This window comes from Polyangium spumosum (genome assembly GCF_009649845.1).
Taxonomy (GTDB): Bacteria; Myxococcota_A; Polyangia; order Polyangiales; family Polyangiaceae; genus Polyangium; species Polyangium spumosum.
This window is the reverse complement of record NZ_WJIE01000005.1, coordinates 61,856-83,637: the sequence shown is the minus strand read 5'-3', so window position 1 is coordinate 83,637 and position 21,782 is coordinate 61,856. Positions and strand designations below refer to the sequence as shown.

Here is a 21,782-nt window from a genome sequence, read left to right as displayed (position 1 = left end):
AGGGTTTGTCTCGTTACTTCTTCCCTTCGACCTGGGCCCGGAGCCGCTCCTCCGCCGCGCGCAGCTCGCCCGTGGGATCACTCGGCGCGAAGTCCTCCGTGTCGAACACCTGCCGGATCTCGACCTCGCTCTCCTCGAGCATGGGGTTCGGCATCCGCTTGACCCACTCGATCGCCTCTTCCTTCGAGCGCACCTGCCACATCCAGAAGCCCGCGACGAGCTCCTTCGTCTCGGCGAACGGGCCGTCGATCACGGTCCGGTCCTTCCCGGAGAACCGGACGCGCGCGCCCTTCGAGCTCGGGTGCAACCCCTCGCCCGCGACCATCACGCCGGCCTTGACGAGCTCCTCGTTGTACTTGCCCATCGCGGCGAGCATCTCCTCGCTGGGCAGCACGCCGGCCTCGCTGTCCTTCGTCGCCTTGACCAGAATCATGAACTTCATCGTCGTCTCTCCTTCATCCTCACGTCGAACGAGGGGCCCTGAAATCGACGCGCCCTTCTACTTTTTTTTCGAGAACGATTGAACCCACGTCGGCGCGACCTTCTCGATGATGGCCATCATCTCGGGCGGGAGGTCGTCCGCGTCCGTCATCGGCAAAATGGTGAGGATGTCGTCGTGTCCGATCCCCGTGGGGCAGCGCAGGGCCCATTCGATGGCCTCCTCGCGGCTGTTCACGTCGATCAGGTAAAACCCACCGACGAGCTCCTTCGTCTCGACGAACGGCCCGTCGAGCACGACCCGCTTGCCGCCCTTGACGCCGACCCGCGCGCCCTCACGGCCCGGGTTCACGCCCTCGGCCGTCACGAGCACGCCGGCCTTCGTCATGTCCTCGTTGAATTTCATGTAACGGGCGATGAGCTCCTCGCTCGGCGGAGCTCCCTCGGTCTTCGGGGCGTTCGGGTCCGGGGCGGCGCAAATCATGAATCGCATCGTCGTCTCCTTACTCTCGGCTCTGCCGGGCTGGGCTCCCCGACTTGGCTTCATCGTCACGACGAACGGGCGCCGGCCCGATCGACACGCCCCCCAAGTTTTTTTGTCTGTCGGGCAGGACACTTCAGTGTTTGCCAAACTGTTTCTTGACAACCCAGGCCGGCCGCGATACTTAGGCACGTGCTTAACCAAGCCACGTCGCTCGACCGTATGTTTCAGGCGCTCGCGGACCCGAACCGGCGGGTCATGATCGAGCGGCTGAGCCGCGGGCCGGCCTCGGTGAGTGAGCTCGCCGAGCCGCTTTCCATGTCGCTGCCGGCGGTGATGCAGCACCTGCAAGTGCTGGAGACGAGCGGCCTCGTCCGTTCGGAGAAGGCCGGGCGGGTGCGGACGTGCCGGCTCGAGCCCGCGGCGCTGCGGACGGCCGAGCGATGGATCGCCGAGCGGCGAGCGGCCTGGGAGCGTTGCTTCGACCGGCTCGGCGATTACCTCGCCGAGCACCCCGACGAACCCGAATCGAAGGAATGAATCCTCATGGAACGATCCGTCAAGCACACCACCTTTGTCATCGAGCGTTTTTATCAGGCCTCACCGGCGCGTGTTTTCAAGGCCTTCGCCACGGCCGAGGAGAAGCGGAAGTGGTTCGGCTGCCACGAGGGGGGCACGCACGAGCTCGATTTCCGCGTCGGAGGCCACGAGACGTACCGGGGCGGCCCGAAAGGCGGCCCCGTCTACACGAACGAGACGCGGTTTCAGGACATCGTGCCGGACCAGCGGATCGTCTACACGTACGACATGCACCGCGACGAGGCGCGGATCTCGGTCTCGCTGGTGACGATCGAGCTCCGCGCCGAGGGCAAAGGGACGCGCTTCGTCTTCACGGAGCAGGGCGCTTTCCTGGATGGACACGACGATCCGGCCCAGCGCGAGCACGGGACGAAGATCGGCCTCGACAAACTCGGCGAGGGTCTCGCGCGCGAGGCGGCCGCCGCTTGAAGGCCTCTAACCTTCGCCCTCGCCGGGATCCTTGATCGAGGGGATCGGCCGCCCGCTGTCGCGCCACGCGACCGCGGCCTTCCAGCCTCGCTCCTCGCTCAGCTTCTTGAACCACATCCCCTCGGGCGAATGCCGGGTGATGCCGTCGAAGAGGGTGGCGAGCATCTGCGTGCTCGCGAGGCCCATGTTCTCGTAGGCCTGGTTGATCACGAGCTTCTGCATCATGAGCTGGTTCTTCGGCGCGCCGCTCATGCGCTCGGCGAGCGCGAGGACACGCGCCTCGAGCGCCTCCGCCGGCACCGCGTCGAGCACGAGCCCCATGGCCTTGGCCTCGAGGCCCGTGACGAGATCCCCGGTGAGCAGCATCCGTTTGGCGCGCTCGACGCCGAGCCGATAGACCCACATCATGGTGGTCGGGCAGCCCCAGACGCGGGCCGGCGGATATCCGATCGAGGCGTCCTCGGCCATCACCACGAGGTCACAACAGAGCGCGATGTCGCTCCCGCCGGCCACGGCGTGCCCGTGCACCTTGCAGATCGTGGGCTTGTAGCTCCGCCACAGGCTCATGAAGTCGTCCGTGAAGCGCTTCATGTGCCGATAATCGAGCAGAGGATCCCAGGGCATCTCCTGGATGCCGATCGTCGCGCCCTCGCCCTCGGCGAAGAGCGTGAGGTCGTAGCCGGCGCAGAAGGAAGCGCCCGCGCCGTCGAGGACGATCACGTGCACGCCATCGTCGTCGTTCGCCCGATCGACGGCCGCGCGGATCTCGCCCGGCATTTCGTCGGTAATCGCGTTGCGCCGATCGGGGCGGTTCAGCGTGATGCGCGCGATACGGCCCTCGGTGCGGTAGAGGAGGGTTTTGTACGACATGATCGGACCTCTAGCACGGGAGCGACGAACATGGTTCGCCCGCGACTCCGCGCTTCGGCGTAGAATGAGCGCGTGAGGTCCGTGCCCCCGCGTGTCCTGGGATCCGTCGCCGCGATCGTCGCGGCGGCGTCGATCGCCGGCGTGGCCCTGCAGCGCGCGCGCGAGCCGATCCCTCGGGTCTCCACGCTGCGGAGCGGCCTCGTCGCAGAGGTCGTGACGGCGATCCCCGCCGCGCCCGCGAGCGCCGCCGTCGCGGACGCGCCCCCGCCGGAGGCGCCGCCCGCGCCTGCGCGTTGCGCGCCCGAGCCCGCGATCGAGGTGCGCGAGGTCGAGCCACCGCCGGCCGCGGAGCTCGCTCGCCTCGCCAAGGAACGACCCGAGGCGCTGGGCTCGGCGTCGCTGGGCTCGCCCACGCGAGGCTCGCTCTTCGGCGGCGTGGAGCTCCAGGAATCCGAGGGGATCTTGCGCGCCGGGGGATACGGCTGGGGCACGGAGCGCGTCATTCGCTCGATCGAGCGCGCCGTGCGGGAGGTGCGCCGCTGCTTCCCGGGCACGCCCAGGCTGTACGTGGGTGACATCGCCCGCGAGCGCGGCGGGTGGCTCAAGCCCCACCGCAGCCACCAATCCGGCCTCGACGCCGATATCGGTTATTATTACAACACGCAGGCGATCTGGTACCAGGCCGCCACGGCCCACAATTTCGATGCGGCGCGCACCTGGGCGCTCGTCCGGGCGCTGATCGAGGGCGGCAATGTCGAGATGATCTTCATCGACGTCTCGGTGCAGCGGCTGCTCCAGGCGTACATCGCCACGTTGCCCGAAGAGGAGCGGCCCTCGGAGGAGGTTTTTCCGAGCCCCACGAAGCGAGACACCCTCGTTCGACATGCCTGGGGACACCGGACGCATTTCCACGTCCGGTTCAAGGACCCGGCGGCGGTGGCGCTCGGGCAGCGTCTTGCGGGTGTTTTGCCCTCGCTGCGCTTGCTGCGGCCGCGGGGCGGTCCGAGGAGATCACCTCACAGGAGGTGATCCCCATGGCAGGCCAGAATCAGGGACCGAGCGAGCCGAAGGGCGAAGGGGCCGTCGAGCAGGCCGTTCGGCAGGACCTCGAGACCATCGAGAGCGAGCGTCTGGCGCAAGAGCACGTGCAACGGACCGGGCACGAGGGCGACATGCCGGCGACGGGCGTGGTCAGTGATCGCGAGAACGAGGTCCGCGTGCCGGCCGAGCAATGGCGGCACGGCGTGCCCTTCGATCGCGAGCATTCACGCGGTCGGGGCGGGCGAGGTTGAAAAGGCGAGGCGATCGGCGCGTGGAGGAGAGGATGAACATTGCGGCACTCATCGACGTGGACGGGACGCTGCTCGACACGAACCTCCTGCACGTGCTCGCCTGGCGGCGCGCGTTCGAGCGGCTCGGGAGCCAGATCGAGGTGAACCGGATCGTGCACGCGATCGGAATGGGCGGAGATCGGCTGGTGCCGGCGATCCTGGGCGAGGTGGACGAGGCCCTCGCCGAGCAGGCGCGGGCTTATCACGCGGAGGAGTACGTCGAGACGAACCTCCTCGAACACGCGCGCGCGCTGCCGGGCGCGGCGCGGCTCCTCGGGGCGCTGCGGGATCGAGGGGCGCGTATCGCGCTGGCGAGCTCGGCGCGGCGCGAGGAGCTCGATCGGCTCCTCGCCAAGCTCGGCCCGGCAAAACAGGAGGTCGACGCGATCATCACGCAAGAGGACGTCAGCACGACGAAGCCCGCGCCCGATATCTTCGCGGTGGCGCTCGAAGCGCTCGGGCGGCCGAGCGCCGCGTTCGTCGTGGGCGATACGGTCTACGACATCGTCGCCGCGACCCAGCTCGGCCTGCCTTGCTTGTGCGTGCTCACGGGCGGGATCGAGCGAGGATTGCTGGAGCAGGCGGGCGCGGCGGCGATTTACCCGACCGCCGAGGAGCTCGCCGACGATCTCGACCACGCGATCACGATCGGAGCCAAGCTGCGCGCGGCATAGGGTGGCCCGGCGCGAGGCGGGAATTTGTAGTAAACCACACGGGCGAAACGTTGCTGCGAGGTTCGGCGACGGTTGACCCGGCCGCGGCGAGTGGTTTTACTGCCGCCCCGGCCGCGTCTGGCTGAAGGAGGCTCATTCTCGATGTCGCTCACGTTTTATTACGGCTCCGGCTCGCCGTACGCCTGGAAGGTGTGGTTCGCCCTCGAGCACAAGAAGCTCGATTACGAGTGGAAGATGCTCTCCTTCGACCGCGGGGAGACGCAGACGCCCGAGTTTCTCGCGGTGAACCCGCGCGGAAAGGTGCCCGTCCTCGTCCACGACGGCGTCGCCATCGCCGAGTCGAACGCGATCGTCGAGTACCTCGAGGAGCGATTCCCCGATCCCGCGCTCCTCCCGCGTGACATCGCGGCGCGCGCGCAGGTGCGAATGCTGGCCGCCGAGGCCGACGGCTACATCGCCCCGGTGCAGAGGCGCCTGTTCCAGGAGACGCTCTACCGCAAACCCGAGGAGCGCGACGAGACCAAGATCGCCGAGGCCCGCGCGGCGGTCGTCGAGGAGCTCGCGCGCTGGGACGCGCGGCTCTCGGGGGATTGGCTCTGCGGCGCGCTCTCGCTCGCCGATTTCGCGGTCTACCCGCACGTGCGCGCCATCGGCCGCGTCGACGACCGCATGCCCGCGCACGGGCTCGGCGCCGCGTGGCCCGCGCGCCTCGCCGCGTGGATGAAGCGCGTGGAGGCATTGCCGTATTACGCGAAGACGATCCCTCCGCACTGGAAGGGGTGACGCTCAGCAAATCCTCGGGAGCTGCTCGCCCGCGGGGATGTCGAGCAATCGGCTCGTGCCGACGCGGCTCCGGAGCGTGACGCGGCCGCGCCGGGAGGCATCGGGAGGTCCGAGGACCTCGCCGATACGCGCCGGCGCGGGCGCCGCCGCATGCGCCCGCATCACCTCGAGGGCCCGCGTCGCCTGCTCCGCCGGCACGATGGCGACGAGCCGGCCCTCGCAGGCGACGTAGAGCGGATCGAGCCCGAAGAGCTCACACGCGCCCGCGACGGCCTCGCTCACGGGCACCGCGGATTCGTCGATTTCGATGTCCACGCCCCCATCCATGGCGATCTCGCCGAGCGCCGCGGCGAGGCCACCCCGCGTGGGGTCACGGAGGCAATGGGGTACGACGCCCGCGGCGAGGAGCGCGGACACGAGCCCGTCGAGCGGCGCGCAATCACTCTCGAGCGCGCCCGTGAGCGTGAGCCCCTCGCGCATCGAGAGCACGGCCATGCCATGCCGCCCGAGGTCGCCGCTCACGAGGACGGCGTCGCCCGGACGCACCCGGCGGGGCTCGATCACGATTCCCGCGGGCACGACGCCCACGCCGGTCGTCGTGATGAACATCCCGTCGCCCTTGCCGCGATCGACGACCTTCGTATCACCCGTGACGATCTCGACCCCCGAGGCGCGGGCCACGTCGCGCATCGAATGGACCACGCGGACGAGGTCCTCCATGGGCAAACCCTCCTCGAGCACGAAGGCGACCGCGAGCCAGCGCGGCGCGGCGCCGGTCATGGCGAGGTCGTTGATCGTGCCACAAACGGCGAGCTTGCCGATGTCTCCGCCCGGGAAAAACAGCGGCTTTACCACGTAGCCGTCCGTGGTCATCGCGATGCGCCCCGCGGGGACCTCGACGACGGCGCCGTCGTGCCGCGAGGAGAGCGCGGCGCCGCCGAACGCGGGCATGAAGACCTGCTCGACGAGGTCGCGCGACAAACGGCCGCCGCCGCCGTGCGCGAGCTGCACGGTCCTGTGCCGGAGCGGCGCGGGGCAGGCGAGATCGAAGCCGCGCCCGCTCAAGAGCCTGCCCTCCGATAACGATAGTAGGCCGCGCAGGCGCCCTCGGTGGAGACCATCGGCGCGCCGAGCGGCGTCTCGGGCGTGCAACGCGTCCCGAACGCGGGGCAAGCCGAGGGTTTTTTGATCCCTTGCAGCACGAGGCCGCTGATGCATTCGGCCGGCTCCTCGGCCGAGAGGGCCCCCACGTCGAAGCGCCGCTCCGCGTCGTGCGCCGCATACGCGGCCCGGAGCCCGAGGCCACTCGCGGGGATCGATCCGATCCCGCGCCATTTCCGCGGCACCACCTCGAACACCTCCTCGACGACGCGCAGAGCCTCTCGATTGCCCTCGGGGCGCGCCGAGCGCGCGTACTGGTTCTCCACCTCCGCGCGGCCTTCTTCGAGCTGCGCCACGCACATGTGAATGCCTTGCAGGATGTCCGCCGGCTCGAACCCCGTGACGACGATGGGCACGCGGGAGCGGGCGGCGATCGGGTGGTATTCGTCCATGCCCATCACGGTGCACACGTGGCCCGCCGCGAGGAAGCCATGCACGCGGCAATCCGGCGAGGAGAGGATCGCCCCGAGCGCCGGGGGCACGAGCACGTGCGAGACGAGCATCGAGAAATTGGGGACCCCGAGTCGCCGCGCCTCGCGGACCGCCATGGCATTCGCGGGCGCCGTGGTCTCGAAGCCGACGCCGAAGAACACGACCTCGCGGTCCGGGTTTTTCGTGGCCATCGAGAGCGCGTCGAGCGGAGAATACACGATACGCACGTCGGCGCCCTCGCTCTTCGCGCCGAAGAGGTCCGTGCGTGTCCCCGGCACGCGGAGCATGTCGCCGAACGAGCAGAAGATCACGCCCGGCTTCGCCGCGATCGTGATCGCGCGGTCGATCATCTCGAGCGGCGTCACGCAGACCGGGCAGCCCGGTCCGTGCAGGAGCTCGAGCCCGGGCGGGAGGAGCGCGTCGATCCCGTAACGCACGATCGAATGCGTCTGGCCGCCGCAGACCTCCATGATCCGCCACGGCCGCGTCACCTTCGCGGCGATGGCCGCGGCGTACCGGCGGCAGAGGTCGGCGTCGCGGTATTCGTCCACGTATTTCATCGGTCCCCTCCGTCCGGCGGACGCCCGAGCTCGCCGAGGTCGCCGATCTCCTCCAGGTAGGAGAAGACGCGGGCCGCCTCGGCCTCGTCGATGCGCGAAATGGCGAACCCCACGTGCACGATCACCCAATCTCCCTCGCGCGCCTCGGGCACGTATTCGAGGCACACGTCCCGCACCACGCCGCCGAACGCGACGTGACCATGACGGAGGTCACCCTCCCGCACGTCGAGGATCCTCCCGGGCACCCCGAGACACATCACCGGCCTCCTGTACATACACGCGCGGCGATCGCCGCCTGGCCCACCGAAATGCCGCCGTCGTTCGTGGGGACGCGCGCCCCGAGGCGCACGTCGAACCCCGCCGCGCGCAGGCGCGAGGTGAGCGCGCGGGTGAGCAGATCATTCTGAAAGCAGCCACCCGCGAGCACGACACGCGGGAGGTTCACCCGCTCGGCGATACGCAGCCCGAGCTCGACGAGGCTCGCGTGGAACTGCGCGGCCATCTCGGCGACGGGCCGGCCGGCGTCCCGATCGGCGAGCAAGGCGCGCACGAGCGGCGCCGTATCCGCGACGGCGGGCGCGCCGTCCGAGAGGGGGAGGGGATAAGGCAGAGGGCGCGGTTCGGGGTGCGTCGAGGCAAACCATTCGAGCTCCATGGCCGCCTGGCCCTCGAACGAGCACGTCTCCCGCAGGCCGACGAGCGCCGCGACCGCGTCGAAGAGCCTGCCCACGCTGGTCGAAATGGGCGCGGAAAAACCCTGGTTCATGGCGGCGAGCAGCGCGGAGAGCGCCCGCTCCTCCCCGAGCCCGCGCGCCCGGGCGAGCGCCTCCGGGCCGAGCGTGGCGTGGAGCAGGCCGAGCGCGCTCCGGCGTGGCTCGCGCGAGGCTCGATCGCCGCCGGGGAGCCGGAAGGGCGCGAGGTGCGCGACGCGGCGGAAATGGGCGGCGCTCGCGACGATCGCCTCGCCGCCCCACGAGAACCCGTCCGTCCCGAGGCCCGTGCCATCCCAGGCGAGGCCGAGCACTTCGCCTTCGAGGCCGTGCTCGGCCATCACGGCGGCGACGTGCGCATGGTGGTGCTGCACGCGGACGAGCTTTGCGCCCCATTCCTCCGCGAGCCGCTCCGCGAGGCGGCTCGACGCGTAATCGGGGTGCAGGTCGCAGGCGAGGGCGGCGGGGCGAATATCGAAAAAACGCACCATGTCGCGCGCCGTGCGTTCGAGCAGGTCCACGGCGGCGGGCCCGTCGAGGTCGCCGAGGTGCTGGCTCGTGACGAGCTCGCCGCCCACGGCGATCGTGATCGTGCTCTTGAGGTGCGCGCCCAGGCCGAGAATGGGTTCGTCCGCGGGCCAATGTGCCACGGAGAGCGGCGCGAAGCCGCGCGCGCGCCGGAGCACCCCGATGCCATCCGGCCCCGCGCGCACCACGGCGTCGTCGACGGCCCGCGTGATGGGTCGGTCGTGGACGAGGAATACGTCGGCGATCCCCGCGAGGCGCGCGAGGGCCTCGGGCACGTCCACGGCGAGCGGCTCCCCGGAGAGATTGCCGCTCGTGCAGACGAGCGGGCGGCCCGCGGCCTCGGCGAGCAATCGATGCAGCGGGGAGGCCGGCAGCATGGCGCCGACGAGCGGGCTCTTCGGCGCGACCTCGGGCGCGAGGGGCGTCGAATCGCGGCGGCGCGCGAGCACGATGGGCGCCTCCGGTCCCGAAAGGGCGCGTATTTCCTCCTCGGAGAGCACGGCGGCCGCCGAGGCGGCGCGCACGTCGGCGAAGAGCACGGCGAACGGCTTTTCGTCGCGTCGTTTGCGCTCTCGGAGCGCCTCGACCGCGCCCGGGTTCGTCGCGTCCACGAGGAGCTGGAATCCGCCCACGCCGCGTAGCGCGATGATATGGCCTTCGCGGAGGGCCGAGGCGGCCGCTTCGAGCGCTCGCTCGCCCTCCTCGATCGCGCGCCCCGCGGGCGACAGCAAGGAGAGGCGCGGGCCGCAGCGCGGGCAGGCGATCGTCTCGGCGTGGAAGCGGCGATCACGCGGGTCCTCGTATTCGCGGCGGCAATCCTCGCAGAGCGGAAAGGACCGCATGGAGGTGCGGTCGCGATCGTAGGGCAGGGAGGTGATGATCGAATAACGAGGCCCGCAGCGGGCGCACGTGGTGAAGGGATACCCGCTGCGCCGGCCCTGCGGGGCCAAGGTCTCGGCCAAACAATCGGCGCAGGTGGCGAGATCGGCCGGCAAGAGCGGCGCCGGACGCGCGCCCTCGTCGCTCGGCAGGATCCGAAAGCCGGGAATTTTTTTCCCGTCATTCGCGTTCGGGGGCGCGTCGATCTCGCGGCGCTCGATCCGGGTCACGGCGCCCGGCCTCGGCAGGTCGACCTCGATCGCCCGGACGAACGCCTCGATCTCCTCGGGCGAACCCTCGGCCTCGATCTCCACGCCGCCGCGCCCATTCTTGACCCAGCCGGACAAACCCAGCGCGTGCGCCTTGCCATACACGAAGGGCCGGAAGCCCACGCCCTGGACGACCCCTTCCACGTGCAAGGACACGCGCGCCATTTCGCCCTCTACTCGACCTCGATGGCCTCGACGGCGAGGCCCGTCTCGCCGAGGACCGTGCCCTCGGTCGAGCCGCACGCCGGGCAGAGGAGCAGGTGGTGCTCGGGCCGGTAATGGCTCCGGCAAGTTTTGCATTCGGCCTCGACCCAGCGGAGCGCGAGGTCGAGCCGCGCGCCCTCGGCCTTGGTGCCGCGGGCGTGGGCCTCGAAATGGAACGCGATCGCCTCCGGCGCGAGGCGCTCCGTCTCGGCGATCCAGCCGCGGACGGCGCACACGCGCGCGGCCCCCTCCTCGTCGGCGCGCGCGAGCACCAGACGGAGGACCTCCTTGCCCAGCGACGATTCGTGCATCTTCGTCTACCTCACCCCCGCGACGAGGTCTCGCACCGCCCGGGCCGCGCGCGGGACGGCGGCGAGCGCCTCGGGCGACAGGCCATACGCGAGGCAGGCCGGTCGCTCGACGGAGACGGCGACGATTTGAATGTCCTGACAAACCACCTCCGGTTCGAGCGCGCGCGCGAGCCCGAGGGCCTGTCCGACAGAGATACCATGCGTCGAGATGGGCGCGATTTCCCCGCCCAGGAGCGCCTCCGGGGCGAGCACGTGCACGGCGCCGGGCTCGCCGCCGCCGAGCGCCGCGTCCACGAGGATGACGCGCCGCGCGCCTGAGAGGAGCGGCAGGAGCGCCGAGGGCTCGTTCACCTCGCAGAGGTCGACGCCCTCGAGGGCGCCCTCGCTCCGGAGCGCGTCGACCACGGCCGGGCCGAGGCCGTCGTCGCCGGCCGCGCGCTGACCGATACCGATGACGCGGACGACCACGTCAATCCTCCCGTTCGATGGAGAGCCGCAAAAAATGGGTCGAGCAGGAGATACACGGATCGAAATTCCGCACGGCCTGCTCGGCGCGCCGCGTGGCCGCCGCGTGGGGCATCGCGGCGAGCGCCGGGGCGAGCTGCCAGAGGTCCCGCTCGATGCATTTCTGATTTTGCGAGGTGGGCGGCACGATGCGGGCGTCCTCGACGAGCCCGGCCTCGTCCATCGTGTATTTGTGCCAGAGCATGCCGCGCGGCGCCTCCGTACAACCATACCCCGTGGCCCGGCGCGGCGCCGCCGTGATCGCGGGGGCCTCGGGCGGCGTGTACGATTCGATGATGCGGATCGCCTCGTCGAGGGCCTGGATGAGCTCGACCCCGCGCGCGAGCAAGCTCTTGTACGGGTTGTTGCAGGGCGGCACGAAATGGATCCGCTCCGCGGCGGCGCGAGCCCGCTCGCCGAGGTGATCGAAATTCAGGTTGAAGCGGGCGAGGGGGCCACACTGGTAATCGCCGCGGCCGAGCACGACCGCGTGCAGCGCGGTCGAGTGCGGCACGTGCTCCTCGGCGAAGTGCGCCTCGTAGTCGCGCGCGTCGATGTCGATTCCCTTGCTCGACACGATGCGTCCCTCGGAGAACGGGTACTCGTCCGGGTGGCGCAGCGCGACGTACTCGTAATCACGCTCGAATGCGGGGAAGTCGAATTTCGCCATCCATTCGAGGCACATCTCGGCGTCTTCGAGGGCGCGCGAGAGGTCGGGCAGGAGCGCCGCGAGCTCGGCGACCGTCGGCGCGCGGTAAAACCCGCCGATCTTCACGTTGATCGGGTGGATCTCCCGGCCGCCGAGGGCCGTCACGATCGCGTTGCCCGCCTTCTTGATGCCGAGGCCACGCGCGACCCATTCGCGGTGGTTCTTCGCCATCGCGATCGCGTCCTCGTACCCCAGGAAATCGGGGGCGTGCAGCATGAAGACGTGCAGCCCGTGGCTCTCGATCCACTCGCCGCAATAAAGCAGGCGCCGCAGCGCGCGGATCGCGCCGCCCGGATGGATCCCGAGCGCGTCCTCGATCGCGTGGCAGGCGCTCATCTGGTAGGCGACAGGGCAGATCCCGCAGATCCGCGCGACGATGTCGGGGACCTCGAGGTGCGCCCTGCCGCGCAGGAAGGCCTCGAAGAACCGCGGCGGCTCGAAGATGCGGAGCTCGACCGCGGAGGGTTTGTCGCCCTTGAACCGGATCGTCAGCGCGCCCTCGCCCTCGACGCGCGCGAGGTAATCGACCTTGATCGTCCTAGCCACGGGGCCCCTCCTTCAGCCGGATCTGCACGAGCTGCTCCTCCTGCGCCTTCCGGAACGGAGGGGCCGCCGCGTTGAACGTGGCGTACGCCCGCGCGATGTCCTCGTGGCTCGCGCCGGCGGCGAGCAGCGCGCCCTCGATCCCCTTCGTATTCGTGGTCTCGGCCGGCCCGAAACAACCATAACAGCCGCGGTGGTACGTCGGGCAGAGCGCGCCGCAGCCCGCGTGCGTGACCGGGCCGAGGCACGGCGTGCCGTGCGCGACCATCACACACACGTTCCCGCGCAGCTTGCATTGCACGCACACCGAGTGGCTCGCGACCTTCGGCCCCCGGCCGGCGAGCAGCGCCGCGAGGACCTCGAGGAGCTGGCGCTTGTCGATCGGGCAGCCGCGGAGCTCGAAATCGACCTTCACGTGGTCCGCGATGGGCGTTGAGGTCGCGAGCGTGTCGATGTAATCGGGCCTCGCGTAGACGATCCGCGTGAACTCCTTCACGTCGCGATAATTGCGCAACGCCTGGACGCCGCCGGCCGTGGCGCAGGCGCCGATCGTCATGAGGAAACGCGACCGCGCGCGGATCTCGCGGATCCGCTCGGCGTCGTGGGCCGTGGTGATGGATCCCTCGACGAGGGTGATGTCGTACGGGCCCCGGAGCACGGCGCGCGAGGCCTCGGCGAAATTCGCGATACGAACCGCGTCGGCGAGGAGCAAGAGCTCGTCCTCGCAATCGAGCAGGCTGAGCTGGCATCCGTCGCAGGAGGCGAACTTGAAGACGGCGAGCTTCGGCTTCTGCTTCCTCTTCACGCTACACCTCCCTCACCGAGAGCAGGCGCTCGACCTCGGGGTAGCGATACACGGGCCCGTCCTTGCACACGAAGGTGGGGCCGAACTGGCAATGGCCGCAGAGGCCGGCGCCGCAACGCATGTTGCGCTCCATGGTCACCCAGACGTCGGCGAGCGGGACCCCGAGCCGCTCGAGCTCGCGAGCGCAAAACCGCATCATGATCTCGGGGCCGCAGAGCATCGCGACGGCGTTCGCCGGATCAAACGCGGCGCGGCCGATGAGCTTGGTGACGACGCCCGTATTGCCTCGCCAATCCTTGCCGGCCGCGTCGACCGTGACCTCGACCTCCATGTCGAACTTGCCGCGCCAGCGCTCGATTTCCTTGCGGTAGAGCAGATCGTCGGGGGTGCGTGTGCCGTAGAGCAGGACGACCCGGCCAAACGAGGCGCGGTGGCGGAGGGCGTGGTAGACGACGGGGCGCAGCGGTGCGAGGCCAATGCCGCCGGCGATGACCACGAGGTCCTTCCCCGCGGCCTCGTGCATCGGCCAGGCGCGGCCGAACGGGCCCCGCACGCCCACCACGTCCCCGCGGCCGAGGCGCTCGAGGACCCGCGTCACCGCGCCCACGGCGCGGATCGTATGGACCAGCCGCTCGGGCTCGGCGGGGTCGCCGCTGATCGAGATCGCCGATTCGCCGGCCCCGAACGGATACAGCATGTTGAATTGCCCGGGCAAAAAGGAGAAACCGCCGCGGGCCGAGACATCGAAATCGAACGTGAAGACCCCGGGCGTCTCCCGCTTCACGCGCGTGATGCGCATCGGCTCGGGGAGCATCGGATCGGGGCGCTTCATGAGCGAAAGCGAGGCGGTCATGGCGCGGCCCGATAGACGTCGAGGGTCTGCAGGCGCGCGCGCTGGAGGCGGCTGTGGACCTCGTTCAGGAGGCGGCGGGTGAAGGCGTAACCGAAGCTGTGGTCGGCGTCGAGCTTGCTCCGGAGGCAAGTGCCGTCGATCGCGAAGACGAGCGCAGGCTCGACCACGCGGGCGTCGAGGCCCCATCGATAAGGAGGAAAAAGCGTCGACCAGCCGAGCGCGTCGCCCGCGCCCACGGTCTCGACCACGAGCGTCCCGCGGCCGCCGTCATGGCTCTCGAGCGCGATCTTCCCGGACCGGATGAGGTAGAGGTTGTCGGCGCGCTGGCCCTCGCGGAAGAGGAACTTGCCCGCGGAGAGGCGGACGTTCTGCGCGCAGCCGCTCAGGAATTCGACATGCGCGTCGAGCATGCCGGCGACGAGGGGTTGCTCTGCGAGCGATCGGGCGAGGGATTCGGTTTCCATGCTCCTCGTTCAGCCGTCCGTCTCCGGCCTTTGCTCCGGCCGCCCGACGGCGGCGGCCTCCTCCGTGATATCGATTCCGACCGGGCACCAGGTGATGCAGCGCCCGCAGCCCACGCAGCCCGAGGAGCCGAACTGATCGTGCCAGCTCGCGAGCTTGTGGGTGAGCCACTGGCGATAACGCGCCTTGATCGAGCTGCGGACCGATCCGCCGTGCACGTGGGAAAAACCCATCGTGAAGCAGGAGTCGAGGCGCTTCGTGCGCTCGGCGGTCTCGCCCGTGAGATCGGTCGTGTCCTCGACGTCGGTGCAGAAGCAGGTCGGACAAACCAGCGTGCAATTGGTGCAGGCGAGGCAACGCTCGGCGACCTCGTCCCACCGCGGATGCTCGAGGTTCTGCTGGAGGCGCTCCTTCAGCCCGTCCGTATCGAGCTCGCGGCCCATCGAGGAGGCGGTGCGCGCGGAGACCCGCGCCGCCGCGTCCGCCTCCTCGGGTGTGGCCGGACGAACGGGCATACCCGCGACGACCGCGGCGCCCGCGTCGCTGCCGACCTCGACGAGGAAGCGGTGCTCGCCCGCGTCGAGCAGCTCGGTGAGGGCGAGATCGAACCCCCGCTCGGCGCGCGGGCCGGTCCCCATGGAGACGCAAAAACAGGTATTGCCGGCGCGAATACAGTTCACCGCGACCACGAAGACGTCGCTCCGCCGCGCCGCATACCGCGGATCGGCGTGGGCGCCCTGCATGAGGATCCGGTCCTGGATGGCGATCGCGTGCAGGTCGCAGGCGCGCGCGCCGAGCAATGCCACGCGCTGGTGCGGCATCGGCTCGGGGATCACGGAAAACCCCTCCTTGCTGCGCCGCACCTGGAACAGGCGCTCGACGGGCACGTGGAAGGTCTGCTTCCAGGAAACGTGCCCGACGGTGAATGCGAAATAGGCGCCGTGGTCGCGGCGCTCGAGGCGAAAGCGGCCAGGCGCCTGGACGTCTTCGAGGCCGACGGGCAGGTCCGCCGCGCGCCGCACCTCGTCGATCACGATGCCGCCATCCCGCGCGACGGGCCCGAGCACACGGTAACCCAGGCCCGCGAGCGCCTGGACGAGCACATCGAGATCGGAGGCCCCGAGGATCCAGGGCGAACGCCCGGCAGGCGCAGGTTCTGCGCGGTCGGGCGCAAGCATTGCGGGGGCGGCGTCGGGGGTCGGCATACGGCGGCGAGGTCGAGAGGCGCGAGGAGCGGCCCTGGCAAATGGTGTACCTCTCCTCGCGGGCCCGGACAATAGAGAAAACGAACGTCCCGCGCCGGCCGGGCGAACGACCGAGGCGGAACTGGCACGGCGCTCGCTGATGGGGTGCCAATGCCGCCCGATGTTCAGGAGGACGCCACGCGAGAGGATATCGAGGCGCGCGCGCTCGGGGATCCGCACCGTCGCGGGGAGGGCATCTCGGATGTCGTGCTCGGCGGGCAGGACGGGCTCGTCAATGTGCTCGGCGTGGTCCTCGGCGTCGCGGCCGCGACGAGCTCGGCGCGCGTGGTGCTGGTCGCCGGCCTCGCGGCCGCGTTCGCCGAATCCCTGTCGATGGCCGCGGTCGCCTACACCTCGACGATGGCCCGGGCCGAGGTCTACGAGAGCGAGCGCGCGCGGGAGCTGCGCCATATCCGCGACATCCCCGCGCTGGAGCGCGAGGAAATTCGCGAAATCTATCGAGGCAAGGGCTTCGAGGGCGAGATGCTCGAGAAGGTCGTCGCGACCATCACGTCGAATCGAGACGTGTGGGTCGCGGTCATGATGGCCGAGGAGCACAAGCTCGCGCCCGTCGATCGCGGGCGAGCGCTGCGCGCCTCCCTCGTCGTGGGGCTCTCGTCGATCGTGGGCTCGCTGCTGCCGCTCGTGCCCTTCTTCCTCCTGCCCGTTCGGCTCGGGATGATCGTCGCGGTGCTCGTTTCTGCGCTCTCGTTGTTCGCGGTCGGCGTGTACAAGGGCCACGTCACGACGGGGCGGCGCTCGAGGAGCGGCCTCGAGCTCGCGGCCATCGGTATGGCGACCGCCCTCGTCGGTTATGCCGTGGGGGCATTGCTCGAAGTTCGTCCTTGAAGCACGTTGCAGGTGTGGGAACCAGGGCCCGGGAGGAGGTGATGGCCGGAGGTCGTCGCGGTCGCGTGCTCGTGATCGAGGACGAGGCGGATCTCCGCGTGCTCATGTCCGACCTCCTGCAGGAGGAGGGGTATGCCGTCGAGAGCGCGCGCGACGGCGTCGAGGGCTTGCGTCTGATCGACCAGCGCATGCCCGACCTCATCCTGCTCGACATCAAAATGCCGGTGATGGACGGCCGGATGTTCGTCGAGCTGCTCATGGCGCGTTACCCCGATCGGGCGCCCATCGTGGTGGTGACGGCGGTCGAGAGCGCCCCGCGGCGCGCGGCCGAGACCGGCGCAGAGGGGTGGGTCGGAAAGCCTTTTGATATCGACCGGCTGGTCAAGACGGTCGAGCGTCACCTGCGGCGCCCGGCGCCTCCGGGGTGAGGGTCGCCGCTTTTGATCGCGCCGCGAGGCCGCCGGCTCGCCAGCCTCGACGTATCCTGCTACCGTGGGGGCCGTTCGTAGGTCGACGGAGCAGGTGCGGAGATGGCCGAACATTTTGATGTGATCGTCGTCGGTGCAGGGTTGTCGGGGATCGGGGCGGCCTGTCACCTCGAGGCCCGATGCCCGGGCAAGACCTTCGTGATCCTCGAAGGACGTGAGGCCATCGGCGGGACCTGGGATCTCTTTCGTTATCCGGGCGTCCGGTCCGACTCCGACATGTACACGCTCGGTTATTCGTTCAAGCCGTGGAAGGACCGGAAGGCCATCGCGGATGGCCCTTCGATCCTCGAATACATCCGCGAGACGGCCCGCGAGCGCGCGATTGAATCGAAGATCCGGTTCGGCTGTCGGGTCAAGCGCGCGACGTGGTCGAGCGATCGCGCGGCGTGGACGGTGGAGGTCGAGCGCGGCCCGTCGAAGGAGCTCGTCCACTTCACCTGCAACTTCCTGCACATGTGCAGCGGCTATTACGATTACGAGAAGGGCTACACCCCCGATCTGCGGGGCACCGATCGTTTCGAGGGGCGCATCGTTCACCCGCAGTTCTGGACGGAGGACGTCGATCATCGCGGGAAACGCGTGGTCGTGATCGGCAGCGGCGCCACGGCCGTCACCCTCGTGCCGGAGCTCGCGAAGGAGGCCGCGCACGTGGTGATGCTCCAGCGCTCCCCCACCTACGTGGTCTCGATGCCGTCCCAGGACGTGATCGCGCGCTGGCTGCACGAGCGGCTGCCTGCGCAGGTCGCTCATGACATCACGCGCTGGAAAAACGTGGCTCTGGGCATGTTCTTTTATCAGCTCGCCCGGCGGCGGCCGGAGGGCGTGAAGAGGCGCCTCGTCGACCTCGTGCGCGAGCACCTCGGGCCCGGCTACGACGTCGACGCCCATTTCAAGCCTCGGTACAACCCCTGGGATCAGCGCGTTTGCGTGGTGCCGGACGGCGATCTCTTCGAGGCGGTGAAGTCGGGCAAGGCTTCGGTGGTCACCGACCATATCGAGACCTTCATCGAGACGGGGCTCCGGCTCGCCTCGGGAGAGGAGCTCGAGGCGGACCTCGTGGTCATGGCGACGGGGCTCAGGCTCCTCTTCCTCGGCGGCGTGGAGCTCGAGGTGGACGGCCGCCGCGTCGAGCCGACGAAGCTCCTCAGCTACAAGGGCGTGATGTTCAGCGACGTGCCGAACCTGGCGTGCGCGTTCGGGTACACGAACGCGTCGTGGACCCTGAAGGCCGACCTCGTCAGCGAATACGTGTGTCGCCTCCTGAACCACATGGACGCGATCGGCGCGCGCCGCTGCATGCCGCGCCGTGACGCCGCCGAGGTGGAGGAGCTGCCCTTGATCAACTTCAGCTCGGGCTACGTGCAGCGCGCGATCGGCGCCTTCCCCAAGCAGGGATCGAAGAAGCCGTGGAAGGTCAACCAGAATTACCTGGCGGACATCGCCGCTTTGCGGTTCGGCGAGGTCGACGACGGCACGATGGAGTTTGTCGGAACGAACTAGGCGCCATACGCTTCGCGTAGCGCTTCGAGCAGCGCTCGCCCGCGAGGCGAGCCGAGCCCGGTGCAGGCGTTCCAGCGCGCCTCCGGTGAAGCGGAATATCCGCCGTTGTTGCCGGAGACGATCGGGCGGAACACGTCCGCCCCCTCGTCGAGCTGCAATCGATAGAGGAGCGGGTTCAAGAAGCCGAGGCGCCTGCCCACGCCCTGGCAGAGGCGGGCGACGAGCGCCGCGATGAGGGGCGTGGACGCGCTCGAGCCGCCGCCATATCGATACGCGCCGTCCACGAAGATTCGGTATCCTTCGAGGAAATCGGCGTGGGCCGCGACGTCGGGGCAGCCGCGGCCGGCGAAGGCGTGCGCCGGCTCGGTGAAGACCCAGTCGCGGAACGTGGCGAGGGTCCGCGCGGGCACGGAGGCCCGGGACTGCCATTCGGGGCGCTCGAAATAAAGGCTCACGCCGCCGCTCGAGCTGCCGAGGTGGGCGAGCCGGCCGGCGCTGCCATACGCGAGGAACATGGTGTCGGCGAGGCGATTCCAGACCACCTCGTCCTTTGGCTCGCCGCGCCCGTCGAGGACGAGCGTCGTGCCCCCGCAGCAGAGGGCCCAGGGGCTCGATCCTGGGAAATAGACGAGCGAGGGCGCCGAGAACATGCCCTGGGCCATGGGGAAAATGGATCCGGAGTCGCCCGAGGGCAGGCAGACAGTGATCCCGAGAATGGCGGCGATGATGAAGAGCTCGTCGACCCGCTCGACCTCGGCCCGGGTCCACACGCCGGGCAGGTCCTCGGGCAGCCCGGCGCTCAGCGTGAGCACGGCGGGGCGATTCTCGGTATCGAAGAGCGCGGCGTTGAAGAGCTGGAAGTAGCTGTGGACGGTGGTGTCGTCGTTCCCCGTCGCCCCGGAGAAATAAACCACCGGGCGCACCCCGGGCGCGCAGGAGAAGGCGATCTGCGCGTCCATGGTGATCTCGAAGTTCGCCCAGGCGTCCTGCCCGGTCGCCCAGCGGTTCGGGCCCACCGTGAGGATCTCCGGTGCCCGCATGCCGAGGCCCTCGAAGAAGACCTGCATGTCGTCCGTGGAGAATCCACCATAAAGCGACAGTACACCGAGACAAACGCCTTCTCCGGTCAGCTCGGCCGGAAAATCGTAGAGCTCGGCGAAACGCGTGGGAGGATGCGAGCGCCATGGTTTGTCATGGTCATTCGTGGGCGGAGCGGGAGGGGGCTCGATGGACCTCCGCGGCGGCGGGCTCTCGCTCGCGAGCGGCGTACGGCGAGGCAAGAAGACCCAGACGATCACGCCCCCCAGGCTCGCGGGGACGGAGAAGGGCGCGTCGTGGGTGACGTCGACCTCCCCCTTGTAGACGTGGCGCTCGAGCTTCACGCCGAAGGCCGCCATGAAAGCCCTCGCAGTCCCCCGGAGCGTCACCGCCCGAGAGGGGCGATGGACCTCGACCACCGAGAGATCCCATTCGCGGGCGAACGCCTCGATACGCGCGAGATCGTCCGGGCTCGCCCCATAGGTGGCCGCATAACGCTCGTGTGACCAGGGCTCGCGGGTCCGGACGACGTCCCGGGCCGTCTCGACGAGCGGAGGCGCGCCTCTCGGGGTGCGCAGCAAAAGCACGGCGGTCACGATTTCGTCGGGGGAGACGTCGCCCCGGGATACGGCGCCGAAGATGGCGGGCCTCGCGCTGCCCTCGATGTCGACGCGATCACGGCTCATTTCTCATCTCCTTCGAGGCGGCTGCCGAGCGCGAATTCGCCCACGGTCGTCTCGGCGTGATAATCGGTGCCGGCGGCCTTGCAGAAGAGGTCGGAGTCCCCCCGCCCGACGCCATTGCAGGCGAGGTTCATCGCGGTCGCGACCAGGTAAAACGTCTGGTAAAGGACGCCCGCGTTCTTGAGGGTGATCGCATAAGAGATGCCCTCGTAGCTCCAGGACACGCGCTGGAAGCGGCTGGCCAGGCAGACGAGCACCTGGGGGAGCCGGCCGCCGATCGTCGCCTGCGCGGCGCCTTGGAGGAGGGCCGCGACCTCGGGCGTGCGCCCCTGGACGCGTGCGAGGGCGTGGGCGGCGGGGTCGTAATGGTAAAGGCCCGGCTCCAGGCCCCCGCAGCGATCGACGGCGAGGTAGACTTCGAGGTCGTGGCAGGCGCCGCCGGCGGGGGAGGGGCGCGAGGTGATGTCGTAGCCGGTCTCGGGCGTCGCGGGGAAAAACGCGCGCACCCGCGCGGACCGATACAAGAACTCGCCGAGCTGCTCCACCGAAATGGGCTCCCGCCCCTGGGCGTACACGGTGCGCCTGCCCTCGAGCACGGCGGTGAAGGGGCGGTCGTCGCGAACGAGAGCGTCGAGGTTCGGGCGATGTAATGCAATGGGAGGATCGGCCGCGGCGGGAGGGGGGCGGAGGGCAGGAGGCGGCGGGACGCGGCCGCGGAAGGGGAAGGTCTTGCCGCAGGGCGAGGCGTGGCGGCCCGGGCGGCTGCGGGCGTGGAAGACGAGGTCGTGGAAGGACCAGCTCGCGAGCTCGAATGCGCGATCTTCCTCGGTGTGGTCATCCTCGTCGACCGGGAGCAAAAACCCCGCCGCGACGAGGAGGCCGACGAGGGTGGTGGTCGCCTCGGGGCTCGCTCCGGGCACGGTCAGGGCCGCGGGCGCGGTCGGACGGGCGAGCGCAAAACAAAGGGCCGCGGCCCGGGCGTCCTCGATTCGCAGGAGCGCGTGACAGCGGGGTGATTCCAGCACGAGGCCCGCGCCGACGCGGCGCTGATAGGCGAATCGGGAGAGCACATGGCGACGTGCGGGGGGCGTCTCGCCGCTGCCCAGCGAGAACCAGGGCGAGATCGGTTGCAGGATCGATATCGTCGCGCCGCCGTCGCGCACGGCATACGCGAGGAGCGCGAGCTGCTCCATGCGGCGGAGGTGGTGGAGCAACGTCGCGACCAGGAGGGGCCCGCCCTGCTCGGCGACCTCTTCGGCCAGCGCCTCGACCGTACCGCCCTCGGCGCCCAGACGTTCGAACGCGGGGAGCAAAACCGGCGGCAGCGCTCCGAGCGACATCGCGGGCAGCGAGGGCGATGCGAGGTAAGCGCCGCCGGCCTCGTCCCGGCCAAGAGCGACCCCCTCGCGCAGGCGGAGGACGAGCCTTTTTCGCCACGGTTCCATCATGAAAAACGTCTCTCGCG

At 69.7% G+C, this 21,782-nt stretch carries 25 protein-coding genes; 9 read left to right on the top strand and 16 right to left on the bottom strand.

The window, feature by feature from the left end; all coding sequences use genetic code 11:
- Positions 1 to 13: 13 nt before the first annotated feature.
- The gene (locus tag GF068_RS17770; protein ID WP_153820602.1) at positions 14 to 442 is read right to left on the bottom strand and encodes a YciI family protein; all 429 of its coding nucleotides are present in this window, start codon (positions 440 to 442) and stop codon (positions 14 to 16) included.
- Between the two features lie 57 nt (positions 443 to 499).
- Positions 500 to 931: a YciI family protein gene (locus GF068_RS17765; RefSeq protein WP_153820601.1), complete on the bottom strand. Its 432-nt coding sequence runs from the start codon at positions 929 to 931 to the stop codon at positions 500 to 502.
- Between the two features lie 180 nt (positions 932 to 1,111).
- Here GF068_RS17765 and GF068_RS17760 point away from each other — a divergent pair, with 180 nt between their 5' ends.
- Positions 1,112 to 1,459 (top strand): ArsR/SmtB family transcription factor, encoded by a 348-nt coding sequence (locus tag GF068_RS17760; protein ID WP_338046440.1) that lies wholly within the window; start codon positions 1,112 to 1,114, stop codon positions 1,457 to 1,459.
- A 6-nt stretch (positions 1,460 to 1,465) separates the two neighbouring features.
- Positions 1,466 to 1,927, top strand: a complete 462-nt coding sequence (locus GF068_RS17755; RefSeq protein ID WP_153820600.1) for an SRPBCC family protein — start codon at positions 1,466 to 1,468, stop codon at positions 1,925 to 1,927.
- A 6-nt stretch (positions 1,928 to 1,933) separates the two neighbouring features.
- Here the strand turns inward: GF068_RS17755 and GF068_RS17750 are convergent, their stop codons facing one another.
- Positions 1,934 to 2,797 carry a crotonase/enoyl-CoA hydratase family protein gene (locus GF068_RS17750; RefSeq protein WP_153820599.1) on the bottom strand — a complete coding sequence of 288 codons (864 nt, stop codon included), beginning with the start codon at positions 2,795 to 2,797 and terminating at the stop codon, positions 1,934 to 1,936.
- A 72-nt stretch (positions 2,798 to 2,869) separates the two neighbouring features.
- Between GF068_RS17750 and GF068_RS17745 the strand changes: the two genes are divergently transcribed.
- From GF068_RS17745 to GF068_RS17730, 4 genes are all read left to right on the top strand, one after another.
- Positions 2,870 to 3,826 (top strand): penicillin-insensitive murein endopeptidase, encoded by a 957-nt coding sequence (locus GF068_RS17745; RefSeq protein ID WP_153820598.1) that lies wholly within the window; start codon positions 2,870 to 2,872, stop codon positions 3,824 to 3,826.
- 5 nt (positions 3,827 to 3,831) lie between these two features.
- Positions 3,832 to 4,089: a hypothetical protein gene (locus GF068_RS17740; protein ID WP_153820597.1), complete on the top strand. Its 258-nt coding sequence runs from the start codon at positions 3,832 to 3,834 to the stop codon at positions 4,087 to 4,089.
- 32 nt (positions 4,090 to 4,121) lie between these two features.
- Entirely contained in the window at positions 4,122 to 4,802 is a 681-nt protein-coding gene (locus GF068_RS17735; RefSeq protein ID WP_170319545.1) for an HAD family hydrolase, read from the top strand.
- Positions 4,803 to 4,943: 141 nt separating this feature from the next.
- On the top strand, positions 4,944 to 5,585 hold the full coding sequence (locus GF068_RS17730) for a glutathione S-transferase family protein (protein WP_153820595.1): 642 nt from the start codon (positions 4,944 to 4,946) through the stop codon (positions 5,583 to 5,585).
- A gap of 3 nt (positions 5,586 to 5,588) precedes the next feature.
- Here GF068_RS17730 and hypE read toward each other — a convergent pair whose 3' ends face one another.
- From hypE to GF068_RS17675, 11 genes are read right to left on the bottom strand one after another with little or no spacing between them, the layout of a single operon-like run.
- Positions 5,589 to 6,650, bottom strand: coding sequence for a hydrogenase expression/formation protein HypE (hypE, locus tag GF068_RS17725; protein WP_153820594.1), 1,062 nt, complete (start codon positions 6,648 to 6,650; stop codon positions 5,589 to 5,591).
- Complete coding sequence (hypD, locus tag GF068_RS17720; protein WP_153820593.1) at positions 6,647 to 7,738, bottom strand: hydrogenase formation protein HypD; 1,092 nt, start codon at positions 7,736 to 7,738, stop codon at positions 6,647 to 6,649. Before hypD ends, hypE begins: the two co-directional genes overlap by 4 nt.
- A complete protein-coding gene (locus tag GF068_RS17715; protein ID WP_153821168.1) occupies positions 7,735 to 7,995 on the bottom strand; it encodes a HypC/HybG/HupF family hydrogenase formation chaperone in 261 nt (86 codons plus the stop codon). The genes hypD and GF068_RS17715 overlap by 4 nt, the downstream gene beginning before the upstream one ends.
- Complete coding sequence (gene hypF / locus GF068_RS17710; RefSeq protein WP_153820592.1) at positions 7,995 to 10,289, bottom strand: carbamoyltransferase HypF; 2,295 nt, start codon at positions 10,287 to 10,289, stop codon at positions 7,995 to 7,997. Before hypF ends, GF068_RS17715 begins: the two co-directional genes overlap by 1 nt.
- 8 nt (positions 10,290 to 10,297) lie before the next feature.
- On the bottom strand, positions 10,298 to 10,639 hold the full coding sequence (locus GF068_RS17705) for a hydrogenase maturation nickel metallochaperone HypA/HybF (protein WP_153820591.1): 342 nt from the start codon (positions 10,637 to 10,639) through the stop codon (positions 10,298 to 10,300).
- 6 nt (positions 10,640 to 10,645) lie between these two features.
- Positions 10,646 to 11,107 carry a hydrogenase maturation protease gene (locus tag GF068_RS17700; protein WP_153820590.1) on the bottom strand — a complete coding sequence of 154 codons (462 nt, stop codon included), beginning with the start codon at positions 11,105 to 11,107 and terminating at the stop codon, positions 10,646 to 10,648.
- 1 nt (position 11,108) lies between these two features.
- A complete protein-coding gene (locus GF068_RS17695) occupies positions 11,109 to 12,398 on the bottom strand; it encodes a Ni/Fe hydrogenase subunit alpha (RefSeq protein ID WP_338046439.1) in 1,290 nt (429 codons plus the stop codon).
- A complete protein-coding gene (locus GF068_RS17690) occupies positions 12,391 to 13,200 on the bottom strand; it encodes an NADH-quinone oxidoreductase subunit B family protein (protein ID WP_338046438.1) in 810 nt (269 codons plus the stop codon). Before GF068_RS17690 ends, GF068_RS17695 begins: the two co-directional genes overlap by 8 nt.
- A gap of 1 nt (position 13,201) precedes the next feature.
- Positions 13,202 to 14,053: an FAD/NAD(P)-binding protein gene (locus GF068_RS17685; RefSeq protein ID WP_153820589.1), complete on the bottom strand. Its 852-nt coding sequence runs from the start codon at positions 14,051 to 14,053 to the stop codon at positions 13,202 to 13,204.
- Positions 14,050 to 14,517, bottom strand: a complete 468-nt coding sequence (locus tag GF068_RS17680) for a cyclic nucleotide-binding domain-containing protein (protein WP_153820588.1) — start codon at positions 14,515 to 14,517, stop codon at positions 14,050 to 14,052. Before GF068_RS17680 ends, GF068_RS17685 begins: the two co-directional genes overlap by 4 nt.
- Before the next feature lie 9 nt (positions 14,518 to 14,526).
- Complete coding sequence (locus tag GF068_RS17675) at positions 14,527 to 15,693, bottom strand: 4Fe-4S dicluster domain-containing protein (RefSeq protein ID WP_153820587.1); 1,167 nt, start codon at positions 15,691 to 15,693, stop codon at positions 14,527 to 14,529.
- Between the two features lie 177 nt (positions 15,694 to 15,870).
- Between GF068_RS17675 and GF068_RS17670 the strand changes: the two genes are divergently transcribed.
- The 3 genes from GF068_RS17670 to GF068_RS17660 all read left to right on the top strand — a co-directional run bounded on the left by GF068_RS17670 (position 15,871) and on the right by GF068_RS17660 (position 18,596).
- Complete coding sequence (locus GF068_RS17670) at positions 15,871 to 16,608, top strand: VIT1/CCC1 transporter family protein (RefSeq protein ID WP_153820586.1); 738 nt, start codon at positions 15,871 to 15,873, stop codon at positions 16,606 to 16,608.
- A 41-nt stretch (positions 16,609 to 16,649) separates the two neighbouring features.
- Complete coding sequence (locus tag GF068_RS17665; RefSeq protein WP_153820585.1) at positions 16,650 to 17,036, top strand: response regulator; 387 nt, start codon at positions 16,650 to 16,652, stop codon at positions 17,034 to 17,036.
- Between the two features lie 102 nt (positions 17,037 to 17,138).
- A complete protein-coding gene (locus GF068_RS17660; RefSeq protein WP_153820584.1) occupies positions 17,139 to 18,596 on the top strand; it encodes a flavin-containing monooxygenase in 1,458 nt (485 codons plus the stop codon).
- On the opposite strand, the gene GF068_RS17655 is transcribed toward GF068_RS17660, so the two are convergent.
- Both GF068_RS17655 and GF068_RS17650 read right to left on the bottom strand, forming a co-directional pair.
- On the bottom strand, positions 18,593 to 20,320 hold the full coding sequence (locus GF068_RS17655; protein WP_153820583.1) for a S53 family peptidase: 1,728 nt from the start codon (positions 20,318 to 20,320) through the stop codon (positions 18,593 to 18,595). The genes GF068_RS17660 and GF068_RS17655 overlap by 4 nt on opposite strands.
- Positions 20,317 to 21,765 (bottom strand): SagB family peptide dehydrogenase, encoded by a 1,449-nt coding sequence (locus GF068_RS17650; RefSeq protein ID WP_153820582.1) that lies wholly within the window; start codon positions 21,763 to 21,765, stop codon positions 20,317 to 20,319. Before GF068_RS17650 ends, GF068_RS17655 begins: the two co-directional genes overlap by 4 nt.
- Positions 21,766 to 21,782: the final 17 nt, after the last annotated feature.